The 18,365-nt window shown below is 43.1% G+C and carries 18 protein-coding genes; all 18 read right to left on the minus strand.

The window, feature by feature from the left end; translation table 11 throughout:
- Positions 1 to 5 precede the first annotated feature (5 nt).
- The 18 genes from NI466_RS09995 to panC all read right to left on the minus strand — a co-directional run bounded on the left by NI466_RS09995 (position 6) and on the right by panC (position 18,365).
- A complete protein-coding gene (locus NI466_RS09995) occupies positions 6 to 575 on the minus strand; it encodes an acyltransferase (RefSeq protein WP_253173462.1) in 570 nt (189 codons plus the stop codon).
- A 12-nt stretch (positions 576 to 587) separates the two neighbouring features.
- Positions 588 to 1,475, minus strand: a complete 888-nt coding sequence (locus tag NI466_RS10000; RefSeq protein ID WP_253173463.1) for a WavQ — start codon at positions 1,473 to 1,475, stop codon at positions 588 to 590.
- A gap of 9 nt (positions 1,476 to 1,484) precedes the next feature.
- Positions 1,485 to 2,045, minus strand: a complete 561-nt coding sequence (rfbC, locus tag NI466_RS10005) for a dTDP-4-dehydrorhamnose 3,5-epimerase (RefSeq protein ID WP_253173464.1) — start codon at positions 2,043 to 2,045, stop codon at positions 1,485 to 1,487.
- The gene (rfbA, locus tag NI466_RS10010; RefSeq protein WP_180040533.1) at positions 2,042 to 2,926 is read right to left on the minus strand and encodes a glucose-1-phosphate thymidylyltransferase RfbA; all 885 of its coding nucleotides are present in this window, start codon (positions 2,924 to 2,926) and stop codon (positions 2,042 to 2,044) included. Before rfbA ends, rfbC begins: the two co-directional genes overlap by 4 nt.
- Positions 2,923 to 3,816: a dTDP-4-dehydrorhamnose reductase gene (gene rfbD / locus NI466_RS10015; protein ID WP_180040535.1), complete on the minus strand. Its 894-nt coding sequence runs from the start codon at positions 3,814 to 3,816 to the stop codon at positions 2,923 to 2,925. The genes rfbA and rfbD overlap by 4 nt, the downstream gene beginning before the upstream one ends.
- Positions 3,817 to 3,830: 14 nt before the next feature.
- A complete protein-coding gene (gene rfbB / locus NI466_RS10020) occupies positions 3,831 to 4,898 on the minus strand; it encodes a dTDP-glucose 4,6-dehydratase (RefSeq protein ID WP_180040537.1) in 1,068 nt (355 codons plus the stop codon).
- A 74-nt stretch (positions 4,899 to 4,972) separates the two neighbouring features.
- Positions 4,973 to 6,022 carry a WaaS/CpsH family glycosyltransferase gene (locus NI466_RS10025; RefSeq protein WP_180040539.1) on the minus strand — a complete coding sequence of 350 codons (1,050 nt, stop codon included), beginning with the start codon at positions 6,020 to 6,022 and terminating at the stop codon, positions 4,973 to 4,975.
- A gap of 120 nt (positions 6,023 to 6,142) precedes the next feature.
- On the minus strand, positions 6,143 to 6,952 hold the full coding sequence (locus NI466_RS10030; RefSeq protein ID WP_253173465.1) for a glycosyltransferase family 25 protein: 810 nt from the start codon (positions 6,950 to 6,952) through the stop codon (positions 6,143 to 6,145).
- Between the two features lie 4 nt (positions 6,953 to 6,956).
- Positions 6,957 to 7,700, minus strand: coding sequence for a hypothetical protein (locus NI466_RS10035; protein ID WP_253173466.1), 744 nt, complete (start codon positions 7,698 to 7,700; stop codon positions 6,957 to 6,959).
- A gap of 38 nt (positions 7,701 to 7,738) precedes the next feature.
- A complete protein-coding gene (locus tag NI466_RS10040) occupies positions 7,739 to 8,461 on the minus strand; it encodes a hypothetical protein (RefSeq protein WP_004647484.1) in 723 nt (240 codons plus the stop codon).
- 128 nt (positions 8,462 to 8,589) lie between these two features.
- On the minus strand, positions 8,590 to 9,516 hold the full coding sequence (locus tag NI466_RS10045; protein WP_004278329.1) for a branched-chain amino acid transaminase: 927 nt from the start codon (positions 9,514 to 9,516) through the stop codon (positions 8,590 to 8,592).
- Positions 9,517 to 9,540: 24 nt separating this feature from the next.
- Entirely contained in the window at positions 9,541 to 12,291 is a 2,751-nt protein-coding gene (glnE, locus tag NI466_RS10050) for a bifunctional [glutamate--ammonia ligase]-adenylyl-L-tyrosine phosphorylase/[glutamate--ammonia-ligase] adenylyltransferase (protein WP_004647483.1), read from the minus strand.
- A gap of 94 nt (positions 12,292 to 12,385) precedes the next feature.
- The gene (locus NI466_RS10055) at positions 12,386 to 13,690 is read right to left on the minus strand and encodes an RNA-guided endonuclease InsQ/TnpB family protein (protein WP_004647482.1); all 1,305 of its coding nucleotides are present in this window, start codon (positions 13,688 to 13,690) and stop codon (positions 12,386 to 12,388) included.
- 172 nt (positions 13,691 to 13,862) lie between these two features.
- Entirely contained in the window at positions 13,863 to 15,131 is a 1,269-nt protein-coding gene (locus NI466_RS10060; protein WP_253173467.1) for a sensor histidine kinase, read from the minus strand.
- A 713-nt stretch (positions 15,132 to 15,844) separates the two neighbouring features.
- Positions 15,845 to 16,378 (minus strand): ribosome biogenesis factor YjgA, encoded by a 534-nt coding sequence (gene yjgA, locus NI466_RS10065; protein ID WP_004278333.1) that lies wholly within the window; start codon positions 16,376 to 16,378, stop codon positions 15,845 to 15,847.
- Between the two features lie 2 nt (positions 16,379 to 16,380).
- Positions 16,381 to 16,650: an HPr family phosphocarrier protein gene (locus tag NI466_RS10070; protein ID WP_016806787.1), complete on the minus strand. Its 270-nt coding sequence runs from the start codon at positions 16,648 to 16,650 to the stop codon at positions 16,381 to 16,383.
- Positions 16,647 to 17,498, minus strand: coding sequence for an RNase adapter RapZ (gene rapZ / locus NI466_RS10075; RefSeq protein ID WP_004278335.1), 852 nt, complete (start codon positions 17,496 to 17,498; stop codon positions 16,647 to 16,649). Before rapZ ends, NI466_RS10070 begins: the two co-directional genes overlap by 4 nt.
- Positions 17,499 to 17,516: 18 nt before the next feature.
- Positions 17,517 to 18,365, minus strand: a complete 849-nt coding sequence (panC, locus tag NI466_RS10080) for a pantoate--beta-alanine ligase (RefSeq protein WP_004647479.1) — start codon at positions 18,363 to 18,365, stop codon at positions 17,517 to 17,519.

Consider the following 18,365-nt stretch of genomic DNA (forward strand, 5'->3'; position numbering starts at 1 on the left):
TTGCCCTATTCTGCGTGATTGATACGTTGCATATACGCGTGCTCTAAATCCAATAGATCTTTTTTGCGATTTTTAATTCTGCGCGCAGGATTACCCAAATAAATCCCCCACTCTTCAGTGCTTTTATTCACTAAAGTCAGTGCGCCCACCGAGCAACCATCAGCTACTTCAACCCCAGGGAAAATAATCGAACCCGCGCCCACAATGACATGTTTACCAATCACCACCGCTTTTTTAGTTTCGCATTTAAACTCTACAGGCACAGTCGGATTGGTCAGGGTGGCGCCACTATAATCATCCGATTGGGTAAACACCTGTACATGATAGGCTAAACCTGAAAAATCTTTAAAAACAATACCTTTTTCCCCACCAGCCACCAAGCATAGTGGTGCAATATGGACGTTATTACCGATGGTGAGGCGTCCAGATAAAATACAGAAATCATCAATTCTTGAACGATCTCCGATTTCAATCAGCTCAGGATTATAAATCGAGGCTTTATCACTAATCTTGACATTTTGGCCTAATGATTTAAAGCCAAATGCCTGTAATTGCTCTTCTAATAAATATGCCATTTTGTATAAAACCTACTGATTCAATTCAAAAAATTCTTTCATTTCATGTAGGCACTGTGCCACACACTGCTCCACTTTTTGGTGTTCACTGACAATATGCTCAAGCACTTTGGCCTGCGTTTGATGTGCCCAGCTCAATTGCTCATCAGACAGGCCATAAGCAAGACCATAACGATCAGACACCTGTGAATACCAGTCAGTTAAGCCCACGCCCTCAGCAGGAACAACAACCGATTCGCAACCTGCCAATACGGCAAATAATGAGTACGCCGTATAATCATCATATGAAATAAAGCGTTTTGCCCGATTAAAAATCGCGGCGATTTCTTTATGTGATTGACCATCTAAACAAATGGCATCTTCAGGATGGATTTTTGGTTTGTCCGTTCCTTTTCTCACCATATAGCAGCAATCAATATCACGCTTCAGCCCTTGATTGGCATAGGTATCAATCGGATAGTAAATGACTTTCAGCTCATTCCTCGCCACGGTACAGCTGTCACGGTGAAAGTCATGAATCGCTGAATTAAACTTAAAATACAGCTCGTTTTGACCATACGCAATTTTGCCGGTATGAAAGCCAGGTTGATGCAACAACCAACGCACCACATGCTGAATACCGAGTGGATTACCCTCAACCACTTCTGGGTAAATCACAACGGCATCGTCAGGGAAATGACGTTTCGTCCATACAGGTGTGACCCAACCTACATGTACACCTAAGATGTTTTTCTTTTTGAGCTTAGAACGCACCCGTTTTAACCACGGTTTCGTCCATTTATCCGAGACTAAAAATGCCTGATGAGCCGTCGTGGTATTGATGATATGACAGAGGCGGTGTAGCGCAATCACACCGCCTATATTGGCATCATATGAGTAGGTATAAATAAAAATATTCACGTGTTCTGCTCAAAGCTGCGGCTGAAATGCGCTGGCTTGTTGGTCTTTTTCACTCACCAACACCTGATCATTGACCTGTGCCAATGGCCACTCAATGGCCAATGTTGGGTCATTCCACATGATCGCGCGCTCACTGTCTTTATGATAATAGTTGGTAGTTTTATACAAGAACTGAGTATTCTCTTCTAAAGCCATAAAACCATGCGCAAAACCTTCTGGAATCCAAAACATGGTTTTATTCTCAGCACTCAGCTCGACACCCACCCACTGACCATAGGTTGACGATTCAGGGCGCACATCCACTGCGACATCCCATGCGCGACCTTGTACAACACGCACAAGCTTGCCTTGACCATACGGTGCCAGTTGATAATGTAGGCCACGTAATACGCCTTTTTGTGATAAGGAATGATTGTCTTGTACAAAGTGTGGAATTGGCAAATTCAGTTCTTGTAAGGCTGTCTCAAAACGCTGTTGGTTAAAGCTTTCCATAAACCAGCCACGCTCATCCCCAAATACCTGTGGGTGAAGAATGAGTAAGCCTGCAATTTTGGTGATTTCTACCTTCATTGCGCATCGTCCAACAATTTAAACAAATACTGACCATAGTCAGTTTTCTTTAAAGCTTCGGCACTTTCACGGAGTTCATCTGAAGAAATCCAACCTTGTTGGAAACCAATCTCTTCTAAACACGCAACTTTTAATGATTGACGTTTCTCAATGGTATAAACAAATTGCCCTGCTTCGAGTAACGATTCATGTGTACCTGTATCAAGCCATGCAAAACCACGCCCCAACAATTCCACATTGAGCGATTCATCGTTTAAATAGGCATTATTGATGTCGGTAATTTCGAGTTCACCACGGTGTGATGGTTTCACTTGTTTGGCAAATTCCACCACACGATTGTCATAGAAATACAAACCAGTCACCGCATAAGGGGATTTCGGTTGTGCAGGTTTTTCTTCAATACTGATCACTTTACCTGTCGCATCAAATTCCACTACGCCAAAACGCTCAGGGTCAGTCACGTGATAGCCAAAAACAGTCGCACCATGACTCACATCATTGGCTGCTTTTAATTGCTGGCTAAAGTTTTGACCATAGTAAATGTTATCGCCTAAGATCAAACACACTGGATGCTCACCAATAAATTCTTCACCAATAATAAAGGCTTGTGCTAAACCATCTGGAGAAGGTTGAACTTTATAACTGAGTTTGATGCCGAACTGATGACCATCACCCAGTAATTTTTCAAAATTCGGTAAATCTTCAGGCGTAGAAATAATCAAGATGTCACGGATACCCGCCAACATGAGTACCGACAATGGATAATAGATCATCGGTTTATCGTAAATAGGCAACAGCTGTTTCGACACCCCTTTGGTGATTGGATGTAAGCGTGTTCCCGAACCGCCCGCAAGAATAATACCTTTACGTTGTAAGCTCATTGAATTAATAACTCCGAGATTGTTCGTTGCACATGGGTCGTCCACTCAGGCACATGTAGCTGAAACGTGTGTTGAATTTTTTGAATGTCTAATCGTGAATTATGCGGCCGCTTAGCAGGCGTTGGATAATCTGCTGTAGAAATCGCGTTAACGGTTTGCACTTTGAGTGACATACCCTGCTGTTTAGCCTGCTCAAATACATAATTGGCATAGGCGAACCATGAGGTTTCACCTGCAGCCACCAAATGATAAATCCCGACTTTGTTGAAATCGGCCATTGTCTGTACAATTGCATGTGCTGTGATGTCCGCGATCAACACTGCCGAGGTCGGTGCCCCGATTTGGTCATCAATAATACTGAGTTGTTCGCGTTGTTGCGCCAAAGACAGCATGGTTTTTAAGAAGTTTTTGCCCTTGGCGGCATAGACCCACGAGGTTCGAAAAATCAAATGTCGACATCCTGATGCCACAATCGCCTGCTCACCTTGTAGTTTTGTTTGTCCATAGACGTTTAAAGGCTGCGTCTGATCAGTTTCTTTAAATGGCGTTGTGCCTTGGCCGCTAAACACATAATCCGTTGAATAATGCACCAACAGGATATTTAGACTTTTGCACACTTCAGCGATTTGCGCCACAGTATCTGAATTGATCAGCTGCGCCATCTCTTGGTTCGATTCAGCCAAATCCACTGCAGTATACGCACTGGCATTGACTACAACATCGGGTTGAATCTCACGAATAGTGCGTAGCAAGGCCTCAGGCTGAGCCAAGTCACCGCACCAGCCGCCTAAGCCATGACGATCCAAAGCAATCAGCTCAGCCACTGGCGCTAGCGCACGTTGTAACTCCCAGCCCACTTGACCATTTTTTCCAAGCAAAAGAATTTTCATACGTTTGCCTTGCTTTAGCCTTGGTACTGCTGGTCTAACCAATTTTGATACTCACCGCTTTGCACACGCGACACCCACTGTTGATTGGCCAAGTACCACTGCACGGTTTTGCGTAAACCAGTCTCAAAGGATTCTTCAGGCACCCAACCGAGTTCTTTTTTAATTTTTGAAGCATCAATCGCATAGCGCACATCATGCCCTGGACGATCTTTGACATAGGTAATTAAATCTTGATACTGGGCAACACCTGTCGGCTTGTTTGGCGCCAATTCCTCTAGTAATGCACAGATGCCATGCACCACATCAATATTTGCTTTTTCATTGTGCCCACCAATATTATAGGTCTCACCAATGGCACCCTCGCTCACCACTTTAAACAGTGCGCGCGCATGGTCTTCCACATATAACCAATCACGAATTTGCTGACCATTGCCATACACAGGTAATGCTTTGCCCTGTAAAGCATTTAAAATCATCAGTGGGATCAATTTTTCTGGGAAATGATACGGTCCATAATTGTTCGAGCAGTTGGTTACAATCACGGGTAAGCCATACGTTCGATGCCACGCACGTACCAAATGATCTGAACTGGCTTTAGACGCAGAATAAGGTGAACTTGGTGAATATGAGGTCTCTTCAGTAAATAGATCTGTCGTCCCTTCTAAGTCACCATACACTTCATCGGTTGAAATGTGATGAAAACGGAAGGTCGCTTTGGCTGCCTCAGGCAAGTTGCTCCAGTACTGGCGCGCAGCTTCTAACAACTGATAGGTGCCAATAATATTGGTTTCAACAAAATCAGACGGGCCTGAGATCGAACGATCAACATGTGATTCAGCGGCCAAATGCATCACGGCATCAGGCTGAAACTGATTAAAGAGCGTATCAAGTGCTGCACGGTCACAAATATCAGTATGGCTAAACTGATAACGTTCACTCCCTGCAACCTCAGCCAATGATTCTAAATTCCCTGCATAGGTGAGTTTGTCGATATTTAATACATGATGCGAGGTATGCTGAATAATATGGCGAATCACTGCTGAGCCAATAAAACCTGCACCACCGGTAACAATAATATTCACATTTAATCCTTCAATTACTTTATCTCTAAGCGGTCTGAAATGGCCCATGCCAAGCTCAAACCCTACAATTCATCTTATGTGGTCGTCATCTTGGGTAAATCAATCGGCGTATAGTCACCCAAATCCAATACATAACGAATCCAATTGGCAAAATGATATTTGCGTGCAATCTCATCAGTGACCGTGTTATACGGCTGCGCTAAAAACTGTTGTAGTACACTCGTGTCTTTGCCATCCCACACGAAAATATTATCAGGATGATAAAAGTCATAATGCACAATCGACGCGTTATTGGTAATCAATTTCTTCTTAAACATCAGCGCTTCAAATGTTCTAAACGACAATCCTGTATGCGCTCCAATCACCAAATCAATCAAAATATCGGCATTTTGCACATGAGCCAAATTATCATTGAATTCAATATTTTGTGTAATCTTACTAATTGGCAAATCGAGATATGCCTGCGCAGGCGCATGATTAATAAAGCACTTAATCTCTACGTCATGCTGCGCTAATTCGCCGACCAATTGCTCAATCGCCTGTTGTCGACTCGGATTATGATACCCGACAAAATAAACGATAGGTTTTTGATTGTCTGATATTTTTTGATCAACGACCAATACATCATTCATACAGAAATTGGTGAGCGGTAAAACACGCGCATTACTATTGTTTTGATAGTCTTGCGGATCAAAGACAAAGAAGCGATCAAATAACTTGATACGATGCGAGACATTTGGAAAACGCGTCAGTCCATCCCACTGATAACCCGCAAAGGTTTGATGCGTGCGTGATTTTAATAGCGCCAGCACCTCATCACTAAACATGTCAGCGCGAATGACCAAGGTGTAGTCGCTATAGCCACCCCATGCCTGCAGCTGCTGATCAATATGCTGCATATTTATGGCATTGCGTAAGGTCATTTTATAACTGGTGTCTTTATAGACTGTTTTACGATAGCCCTTATAGATCCGTGAAAACAGATTCGGGTATTTAAAGGGTTCAGGCGACACCAGCTGGTCAAAGCACATCACTTCAAAACCCTGCTGCTGCAAACTTTTTGCAACCAAATGAATCAATCCCAAATGATCGGGCATAGCTAAAATAATTCTAGGTTTTGACATATTGCTTTCCAAAATGACACTCTCAGGTCATCAAATCACATGAGCATCTGCTCTAAAGCTGTGTAAAACCCCATATTTTCTACACGTATTTACAGCATCAACGCCATTCTTATCATCGCGTTAGTTTTTAAATTGCGTCTGATCCAATCGAATTTCACGCTTTTGCGCTTTAAACACAACACTGGCATAGCGACACGCCATCGCCCATTGTCCGGCAAGACGGCGCATTTTAAATGTTCTTTTTTCAGCAGCTGACGCATACACGGGCTTATGATGCTCTGAACGACCAATCACCGATTCAAACTGTTCAGCAGGCACTAAACCATATGCTGACATTTGGTCTTCTTGAATGATTCCAGCAGGCTCTGCTTGGAGGCAGTGCAAGCCATAATGGCTAGAGATAAAACCATCCGCAATTGCGGGTGCTGTTTCTGCTAGACGTTGCAGCAGTTTTTGCGCACCCGATGGATACAACACATAACCTGCTGCACCAGTACGATCTTGGTACAAGGTATACAGTGCCGTATCCCCTGCATTAAGTTTAACTTCAGGCTGTTTTGAAATGATTTTTTTACGGCTGCGCACTTCAAAGTTAATCAGATCCACCTGTGGATTGTGCGCTTGCTCAATCTCTGCCAATGCATCTGGCATGTGCTGCGCCAACACAGCATCATCTTCTAAAATCAATGCAGGTGCATTCAGTTCAAGTACCGTTTCCCACGCCTTTTTATGACTCAGAAAACATGCCACTTCAACTTTACGCAAAGGCCGCTGCCAACCAAAACCCAACGCTTGATAATCTTCCTCACTGATGTCATCAGTAGAGACTGCGGCTAAGCGCTGAAATGCTAAACCAAGACGCGTACATTGTTGCATCTGAAAATCAAGGCGTTCAGTTGAGCGCGCTAAATTAATAATAAGCACTTGCATCGACTTACCACCATCGTGTCTTTTCACGGGTGTGACGCTGTTTAAAGCGCGAATACACCGTGTCATGTTCATCGAGATTGACCCGATCAAAGATTTCAATCACCAACTGCCCCAGTGGATGCGCCGCACAGATCTGGTCTAAACGCCAGCGCATATTACGTAAAGTATCATCTGTTCCAACCGCAAATGCGGAAGTACCATCAAACAAGGCATAGCGCTGTTGTTGCAATAAGTCCTGATGCAGTAAATTGACTTCGAGTGACTGGTCACACAAGAAACGCTCTGTTTCTTGTAGTTTGATGGTATTGATCAATATCACTGCATTCATCAGAATGGCTTTTAGAGTTACGTCTTCATCAAAATCAATAAAAGTATCACAGGCTGAAATCAGCCAGCGTATATTCAATGACTGTACAAGAAAATCTCGTTCAGCCATCCATAATGCCTTGAATTTGTCATAATTATTTTGAGTATCGACCTCACGGCGAATGAGAACAATCAGACTGGCATGGAAATGATTTAATGCAGACTGCCCCACAAACTCTTGTTTGAGCTGTTCAATATGCTCATTGAGATCTTTGGTCGAACCATGCGTATATTGAATTTGATCCCCATCAATGATGGTATTTTTTAACTGGTTTAAATCGGCTTGACCAAATTGCGCATAAATCTTTTCAGCGCCAAAACGACGCTGATGACGACTAAATGAAAACCATTGTTCGAACTTACTTTTCTTTCTTACCGGCATTTGAAATTAAATCTCTTTCAATTTCTCATTGATTCAGCTTACTGCCAAGCATCCTTAATCCACTGCGATGGCAACACATAACGGTACCATTTCCCACCACCACCATTGACTGCATCAGGTGGATTAATTTCACCATGGAATACAATAATTTTAGCACCTTCAGGCTTCACAGGTGGCTTAAAGTAAGCCATTGGAATTTTTTGCAGGCAATGATACTTATAGCTCTTGCACCAGCTTTCTGGCCAATAGGTCTGTTTACCTTCACGGTCTACGTACCAAGACAAATAGGCTTGCTCATTACGGAATTTTTTACGGATTTCATCAAAGTTTTCACGGAAATAAGGCAAAAGCCCCGGGAAAGCACCCAGTTTAAACCGGTAAACCGAACTGTTACCGGTAATACGCCACGGCCGTTTCCAGTCATGAATAATCAGAAAGTCGCCCGGATAGGTAAAGAACTCATCGATATTATCGACAATCACCACGTCAAGATCGAGGAAGAGTGCATTCCCCTCCAAGCCATACAGATCTGGCTCAAAAGTAGACAGCTTGTTCCAGCCACGCTCAGGCGCACCTTCAGGCAATGCCAGAGGTGGAATAGGAAAACATTGCACCGCAGGATCAATGCCTTCAGTACGATCCGTCAGACAGACCATTTTAAAGTCGACTGTCGTGTGTCGTTTAACCATATTGTATAAACGATTGACGTATTCCGAACCGTATTTGGTTCCCCATTTCATACAAATAACGATGTTACTCATTGCGTATGCCTAAGCTCATCTTAAAATCTTCTTGATGGTGAATATGATGACATAAGTTCGGCAGAATAAGTACATCAGTTAAAAAAAACCTCTCAAATGAGAGGTTTTTTCAATCAGTAAATTCTTAATTACTTCACATAAGTTAACCAGTGTGCATATTTAGGGTCTTTGCCCTGAACTGCATCGAAGTATGCTTTCTGGATTTGAGTGGTGATTGGACCACGTACACCCTCACCAATCTGACGATCATCGTATTCACGGATTGGTGTGACTTCTGCAGCAGTACCGGTAAAGAATGCTTCATCTGCGATGTAGAACTCATCACGGGTAATACGGCGTTCAATTACGTCATAACCCAGGTCTTTAGCAATAGTAATAATGGTTTGACGGGTAATACCATCCAATGCACCGCCTGCGATATCAGGCGTATGAATCACGCCATCACGCACCAGGAATACGTTTTCACCTGAACCTTGGCATACATAGCCTTGCGGGTCGAGCAGCATTGCTTCGTCATAACCTGAATGCGCCACTTCCTGATGTGCAAGAATGGACAAGGTGTAGTTACCTGATGCTTTGGCCTTACACATGGTCACGTTCGGATGATGGTGGGTAAATGAAGAAGTTTTTACGCGAATACCCTTCGCCATTGCTTCTTCGCCCAGGTACGCCCCCCAGCTCCATGCCGCAACTACGGCATGAATGGTATTGTCAGTTGCAGCGATACCGAGTTTTTCAGAACCAATAAAAATAATTGGACGTAAATAGCAAGACGCTAATTTGTTTTCACGAACAACATCAATTTGAGCCTGTTCTAATGCTGCTTGATCAAATGGAACTTTCATTTGATAAATTTTTGCAGAATTCAACAAACGCTTGGTATGTTCTTTTAGACGGAAAATAGCCGTTCCATTCGGGGTTTCATAAGCTCGGACACCTTCAAACACACCCATGCTGTAATGCAAAGTATGTGTTAATACGTGAGTTTTTGCCTCACGCCAGTCAACTAGTTGTCCATCTTGCCAAATGAAACCATCACGATCAGCCAAATTCATGCCACAAACTCCAATTTCTCACAATTATTCACTATCCAGTACAAAGTCTGCACTTGGATCAATTAGTCTTTGCCATAACTTGCAAACGGTCATTCGGGTATCGTGCCAGTCGCTTGCAGACACTTGCATGGATTGATTTGCAAGGGCTAAGCGATGGCTCTCGGCGCGTTCACGGAGATAAGCTTGAATCAGAGCAGTCGCATCGTCGCTGGATAAGCAACCTGATTTTGCGGCATCCTCAAGAATTCGTACATTGTCGGAGAAATGGGCGAGATCTTTATTCGTCCCACTCCAGGCCAACACCGCATACTGTGCCATAAATTCGATGTCTACGATACCACCTGCATCTTGTTTTAAATGAAAAATACCATCTTTTTTTTGCTCTTTAGAAGAACCGAGATGCTCCTTCATTTTCTGACGCATTTTCAGTACTTCTGCCCGTACATAATTTTCATCGCGAGGCTGAATCAAAATATCCCGGCGCAAGACTTCAAACTTTTTCCGCAAGCTCATTTCACCCGCAATCGGACGGGCTCGCACCAAGGCCTGATGCTCCCATAACCAGGCACTCTTGAACTGATATTGTTCAAAGGCTTTCAAACTGGTCACCAAAAGCCCAGCTTCGCCCGATGGACGCAAGCGGGTATCGACTTCATATACGCGTCCATCTAGGGTTTGCGTGGTCATGAGGGACATAAACTTTTGTGCGACACGCATGGCAAACTCAAAACCACTGATCGGCTTGAGTCCATCGGTATCGGCCTGTTCACCCATATAGTGAATAAAGACCAGATCCAGATCCGAGCCATAACCCAGTTCAATACCACCGACTTTACCATAACCAATGACTGCAAAAGCAGTATGCTCGACTGAACAGCGCTGCCCTTCTGCATCCAGTGGAAAACCATGCTTTTTCGCCACAATCTGATAGGCCAGATGCAGCGCTGCATTCACCGATACTTCAGCAATATCGGTCAAGGCATCAGAAACTTTCATCAACGGGCTTTCTGCCAGCACATCACTGGCGGCTACAGCAAGTACATTGGATTTTTTAAACAGGCGCAAGACCCGCATCTGGTCTTCGACCTGATCAACTTCAATGCGCAACAGTTGCTGGCGCAAGGAATCTTCCAGATCCTGACGTTTTGGCAATTCAAAATCCATTGACAGGAATTCATCCAGCAGTACCGGATAATGAGTCAGTTCTTCGCAAATCCATGGACTAACCGTTGCCATTTTAACCAGACGCTGCAATGCGCCTTTGCTCTCGATTAACATCACCAGATATACCGTACGGCGCATCACTGATTCAACTAGGGGCATTAAGCGTACCAACGCCACCTGAGGATCATTTGACTGTAAAACGGCTTCAATTAAATGTGGCCAGAAGGTTTTTAAACGTTGTACCGCCTTTGCCGGTAATTTTTTTAAGGCATGCCCATTCCAAAACTCATAAACGAGATTCTTCGCATTCTCATCCAACACTTCTTTGAGTTTCTTTTCCAGCTGTGAAAAACTTTCAACCAGGGTATCTGGACCATTTTCCTTAATTAAATGATCAAACTGATACATAACTTTGTCACGTTTCTCATTGAGATATGCCATAAAGCTATCCCAATTAGCAAAACCAAGCGTGTCCGTTATACGCGCCCTTAACTCTGGCTCAGTCGGTAGTGATTGCGTTTGCTGATCATGCAGTGCCTGAATCGCGTGCTCGACCCGACGCAGGAATAAGTAAGCATCTTCCAGATCCTGCACCGCCTGTTCATCCAGTAACTCGGCATCATCCAGATGATTCAGATTCACCAGACACTGCCGATCCTGCAATTCAAGTTTGGCGCCGCCGTAAATCAACTGAAACACCTGCACGATAAACTCGACTTCGCGAATGCCACCGGCTCCGAGCTTGATATCATCTTCAATATTACGGCGCTGTACTTCGCGCTCGATCATAGCTTTCATTTCGCGCATGGCTTCAAAAGCGCTGTAATCGACGTACTTGCGAAATACAAATGGACGGGTCATCTCCAGCAGCTCATCGCCTTCCGGACTTGGATTGACAATACGCGCTTTAATCCAGGCATAACGCTCCCATTCACGCCCATGCTGGCTCAGATATTTTTCCAAGGCCGCGTGGCTAATGGCCAGCGCCGAACCATCGCCCCAGGGACGGAGGCGCATATCCACCCGGAATACAAAACCATCCGCCGTGATCTGATCCAGCAAATGAATCAGTTTCTGTCCCCACAGGATGCAAAACTGCTGCACATCAATACATTTGCGCCCATCGGTTTCACCCTGCTCATCGAAGGCAAAAATCAAGTCGATATCACTGGAAAGATTGAGTTCTTGGGCGCCGAGTTTGCCCATCGCGATGACAATCAGATCCTGGACTTTTCCGTTATAGCCAATCGGCTGGCCATACTTGGCAGCGACCGGAATACGGGCAAAATCTTTCGCCGCACAGATGCAGGCATCGGCAAAATCGGAGAGTTCTTGAGTGAGGGTAATAACATCGGTGAGTTGATTGGCATCCTGCCAGATCCAGCGAAACATCAAACGAGCCCGCAGAATACGCATTGCGCGCATCCACGTTGCTTCATCGCTTATATTCAGGATGCAGTGCTGCACCAGCTGATCAATATATTCCCGACTGAGTGAGCCTTGAAACTGATCAATTGCATAATCCTGTTCCAGTAAACTCTGGTGATTGGCCAATACCTGTTCGGTATATTGGCTAGCTCTTAAGGTTTTCTGCAATTGTGCCGCATTCATCACTCAACTCTTCCCCTGAAACATTCTGCTTAGTTTTGACATACTCCCACCACTTTCACGATGTTCAAGTGGGGGATTCTAAAAGTAAAAGCTCTTAGGTGACTTCCTCACGGATTTCACTTGCTTTCTGCTTCGCAAGGCGACCTTTACCGCATCCACCCTCCACAGACAAAACGGTATGTCCTACCGCCAAAATATTGCGAGAAGCATTAATATCTGCATTCTCGCCAAAGCTACACTCGACACAACTAAAGTTTGCTTGAGTAAGCCTATTTTCTTTTGCAACGTGACCACATGAACTACAAGTCTGACTTGTATATTTAGGGTCAACTTTAACGAGTAAACCACCTCGCCATTGCTGTTTGTACACCAACATATTAACAAGCATTGACCAACCTTGATCCAGGATTGATTTATTTAAGCCGGACTTGGCTTTAACATTCTTTCCTTTTTTCTCGATTGAGCCTTTCGCTGACTTCGACATATTGGCTACTTTTAAGTCCTCAACTACGATCATTGCGTGGTTTTTGCTGAGCGTTGTGGTGACTTTGTGCAAGTAGTCATGCCGAATATTGGCAATATGATGGTGTAATGTATTGATCTTGAGATTCAGCTTTTTCCAATTTTGACTGAACTTGTTTTTCTTTCTCAGCTTGCGCTGAAGCCTAGCCAACTTTACTTGATTGGCCTTGAAACTATTGATCGGGTCGAATACTTGACCACTAGACGTTGTAATTAACTTTTTAACACCTAAATCAATGCCAACGGCTGATTTTGATGGGTGGACTGGTGCTTCTACTGTGTTTTCAGCACCAAATGACACATACCATTTCCCGACATGCTTTGAGATTGTGACGTTCTTAATCTCACCCACAATATTTTGTGATTTTCTGAATTTCACAACGCCAATGTCATTAGGTAACTTAACTTGGTTGCCTTTAACCCAACAATATCTGCCAAATTGAACAATACGAATGGAATCATAACCATCAGATTTCTTTTTGAATCGTGGCATAAGTGTTCTAAGTTGAACTTCACCACCATCGGATAATTTAAAAAATCGTGGCTTCTTAGCTCTAAATGGTTTTTGCTTTAACTTAGCTTGTTCCTTTTTGTTAAAAAACTTCCCCCAAGCATCACCAAGATCACGAACTTTTTGTTGGAGTGAAACGCCATTTGAGCTGTTTTCTAGAAAAGCACATTCAGGTTTTTTGCGTAATTCAGGAATTTTATTGACTAAATTAACTTTGTTGATTCGCTCATTATTAGCAAGCATCTCGAACGAAACAGCTAAAATTTGATTCCAAACAAAACGTGCAGAGCCAAGCAACTTGTTTAAAACAAGCTCCTGTTCCGCATTAGGCTCAAGCCTAAATTTGTACGCTTTGTTGATCTTCATTTCGCCTTAAATCTATTTAGATACAGAAACTTAATGCAAATTATTCTATCATATTGCACTAAAAAAAGTCGTGAAATTCACCTCCACCCTAATGTTGGGTGGAGTCCTCTTTCACACTAAAGATAGCAGGAGTTTTGTCTCAGTGGGAATGTTTTAGTTTGAAATTTACCTTTTAAGATTGCTCGGCATGTACATCTTCAAGCACTAGCGCCTGATGATCATTGGTAACCATCGGCAAATGCACAGTAAAGGTCGTACCACGGCCCTCTTTGGAATCTACAGCAATTTGACCATGGTTCAGGTCAATAAAGCGCTTGCAGAGTACCAGACCCAAACCTACCCCTTTCTCTTCAGCTGTGCCTCTGACACTCACACCCAAAGTCGGTTTAAACAGATTCTGCATCTGTTCTTCGGTCATGCCCAGGCCAGTATCCTGAATCGTAATCTTGACCTGCTCGCCTTCCATCTCTGCAGCTAAAATCACTTTACCGCCTTGATTCACCGGGGTAAATTTAAGCGCATTCGACACTAGGTTTTGCAAGACAGAGGTAATCATGTTGATATCCGCATGTACCTTGATGTCTTCAGGAATATTATCAACCAGTTCAATTTTTTTATTTAAGGCCAGACTTTTCAGCACACTGCACACAATATTACTGGATTGTTTCAATTCATAATTAATCGGATGATAAATAAAGCGTCCACCCTCTGCCATCGCCCAAGTCAGCAGGCTTTCCAGCAGGTTATAGGTCGATTGTGCATTATCATATAAATAATCCGCGATGCTCTGGATACTGGATTCGTCCAGAGTGTCACGCTCCTGCGCTAGCACTTCGGAAAAGCCCAGTAAACCATGAAATGGTGCACGCAAGTCATGCGCAATAATCTGGAAAAATTTGGTTTTACTGAAGTTGAGTGCGCATTGCTGTTCATATAATTCTTTCAGTTCAGTATGTTCTTGATTGAGCTGAATTCGAATCACTAAACTTTCAGCAAATTGTTTGATGGTGGCAATATCGTCCTGATCGAACAGTTCGGTCTGATCATCAAAGAAAATGACCTGTCCAAAAGACACACCGCTACTTGATTTTAAATTAAAGGCGACCAATCTCTGATGCGCTACACCGAGATCTTTCACATAATTTGACAGTTCTGTATAAGCAGGATGCATCTGGTCGATGACATCTGCGTGTTGCAGATACGTAGGCAGATTCACGTCCTGCGGGGTGTGCAAAGCCCGGAAACCGCGCGGACAGCTGTACCAGATATAGGGCTCCGTGTGGAAGCGAATAATGCTGGTTTTAACGTTTAAAACTTTACGGGCGATCTTACAAAAGGTGTCTAATAGGTTATTGGAGGTATAGACACCTAAAATGAGAGATATACGGCACGAGCTTAATTGCTCCGTATTCTGACCGACCTCTAGCAGTTTTAGTTCCATGTCTGCCTCTCTGAATGTTTATGGAATATAGAAAACACTGCCGACCAAATTCATACAATCAATAACAAAGATTCTATATTTACTCAACGATGAAAACTCACCTATAGGTTAAAGGATTTGTTAACCTGTTTCTATCCAGATACATTCTTAACCGCAAAGCACTGATATTTAATTGATTAAGAATAACTTGAAAATTTACTATTCGAAAAAAACCTACATAAGTATTTGAAATTAATATATCTCACCTAAAATAAGCATGTTTATTTGTATTTACTGTAACACACTATTGACTAAAAAATACCCACTATAGCTTTTTACTCTATTTGGAGTAAAAGCTAATGATTTTTCAATTATATAACTTGACCTTATGATTAAAAAGAAATTTTATATCAGGTCTCATCTATCTAATAACACTCAGAATTATTTTTTAATTTTTAAAACTATCTTAACAATTCCAGTCTACGAAATATTTAAATATCAGGATATTGACTAAAAACAGGCCAAAAAAGCCACTGAGAATTGTAAAGATTTTACATTCATTAACAAATTAATTGCAGAAATTTTGTATTTTTTATCATCAATGCAGTTTTAGAAGCTGGAATAGTAATATTAAGATAGACCACTTATAGACTATGCATGTCCAAGTCAAACCAATCAGTTCAAAACAGCTATAAAAAAGCGGCCTAAAAAAGACCGCCTTTTTACATGGCTGCTTAATTGTCAGAAATCAACGCCACTTGCTGTACATAGTTAAACAGCTTTAATTTAGAAGCATTCACTTCTTCTTCAGGTGCTTGATTCTTTAAATCACGGTGTACCCGAAGATAATGTTGACGTAAGGTATGACGCTCTGTCGCATTATAGGTTTTGGTAAATTCATTGATGGCTGGATCACCATCTTTGACAATTCGATCCACCCAACGCTGTAATTGAGCTGTCTTTTTAAGACCTTGTTTAGGTGTTAAATAAGACAAAATTACCGTTTCATTTTCATTGCGTAATAATTTACCAATCCGTGAAAATTGACGGCGACGTGCTTCATGCGAACTAATTGCCTGCACATCAAGTAAGGCGTCAATCAAACGCTCATCTACGGGTAGGTTTTTAATTTGTTTAGCGCTCAGCTCTGCAAGCTGCGCACCTAAAGCAGCCATACGCTGGACTGCTTTTTTCTGTTCGGTCTTACTTGCGCGTCCCTCTAAAGAATCAAAATCTTCTTCAGTTAAACTGTTCGGTCGACGTGCCACGATTAATCTGCCTCATAAAATTTTGCTGCAAATAGTGCCTGAATTTCAGATAAGGCTTTGTCCTCGTCTGCTCCTTCAATCACTAAGCGTAAAGTTGTTCCTTTGCCTGCACCAAGCATGAGCAATGACATGATATTTTTGGCATCTACCAATTTGTCAGCCTTGCCAATCCGAATACTGGAACGAAATTTGGTGGTAACTTCTATCAGTTTACCAGATGCGCGTGCATGTAAACCCAATTTATTAATTACGTCAACTGTCGTATCAATCATGACCAGTGCTTCATTTCTCGATGGAGGACTTGAATAGACCATTTTGCCTCAAGGGCTTTTTTTAGTCTATCCACAATATAAACAGAACGATGCTGACCACCGGTACAACCTATCGACACGGTCATATAATGACGATGCCCTTCGGCAAAGGTCGGCAACCACTTGTCCAGAAAATGATACAGATCATTGAACATGTCCTCGACCTGATCGCTCTTTTGTAAAAACGCCTGCACCGGCTGATCTAGCCCTGAAAATTTGCGCAGTTCCAGTTCCCAATGCGGATTTGGCAAATGCCGGACATCAAAGACATAATCGGCATCCAGTGGAATGCCATGCTTATAACCAAAGGATTGCAGAATCAGGATCAGGTTATCGGCCTGTCCCAGCTTGGACAATAAGGTATGTTTCAGGTCATGTACGCTTTTATCGGTAGTATCGATATGAACTGTAGAACGCAACTGAATCGGCATCAACAGGATTTTTTCTTCCTGAATGCATTGATTCAGACTTTTAAAGCGTGACGCCAGAGGATGCGGCCGACGCGAAGCACTAAAGCGGGCAATCAGCTCCTGATCCTGCGTGGTCAGATAGATAATATCGACCGAACCATGCTGTTGCAGCTGCTCAAATACATGATCAAATTCTTGTAAATCTGCCCGGGTACTGCGCACATCGACGCCCAGCGCCAACTGTTCCAGATTATTTTCACTGTCCAGTTTGGCCACGATTTCGGGAAGCAATGCCAAAGGCAGATTATCAATACAGTAATAACCCAGATCTTCAAGCACCTGTAATGCAGATGATTTCCCCGAACCAGATTGTCCCGTGACGATTAAAATGCGCTTCATGCATGCTACCCTTTCATCTTAGCCGGCAGTGTATTTAACCTGCAGGTTATCGATCAGACGTGTATTCCCCAACTTTGCAGCTATAAATAACACAAGATCTTGATTAAACGTATGAATTTTTTGTAATTCTGGAGTTCTGGCTTCAATATAATCCACTACAAATCCAGCATCGGTTAAAGTCTGGCGAAGCTCCGCCAATACCGTATCCAGTTCCACGCCTGCCTGTAATTGCTGTTCAGCCTTTTGCAAGCTTTGATAAATGACCGGTGCGATTGCACGATGCTCTTCGCTTAAATAACCATTGCGCGAACTTAAAGCCAGGCCATCTTCTGCACGGGCAATCGGCACACCAATTACTTCCAGTGGAATATTCAGATCTTGTACAAACTGACGAATGACCGCCAATTGCTGATAATCTTTCTGGCCAAAGAAGGCGTAATTCGGCTGTACGATGTTAAACAATTTAGTCACCACCACCGCCACACCATCAAAATGACCGGGACGCTGTAAACCACATAAATCATTGGTAATGTCAGAAACACTGATATTGGTCAGACGCGGTTTTTTACCATACATTTGCTCAACCGTCGGCGCAAAAACGATGTCACAACCGACCTCTGCCAAAAGCTGCTGGTCCTGCTCAAGCGTGCGCGGATAGCTGTCAAAATCTTCATTGGGTCCAAACTGGATCGGATTGACAAAGATACTGACCACCACCACATCACACAACTTACGCGCTTCACGCACCAAGTTTAAATGTCCCTGATGCAGATTGCCCATGGTCGGTACAAAACCAATAATCTTGCGACTGGTACGCGCCGGATTTAATGATGCCGCTAAGCCCTGAATGGTGGTTTCTGTTTTCAT

This window comes from Acinetobacter lwoffii, assembly GCF_024129595.1.
Classification (GTDB): domain Bacteria; phylum Pseudomonadota; class Gammaproteobacteria; order Pseudomonadales; family Moraxellaceae; genus Acinetobacter; species Acinetobacter lwoffii_O.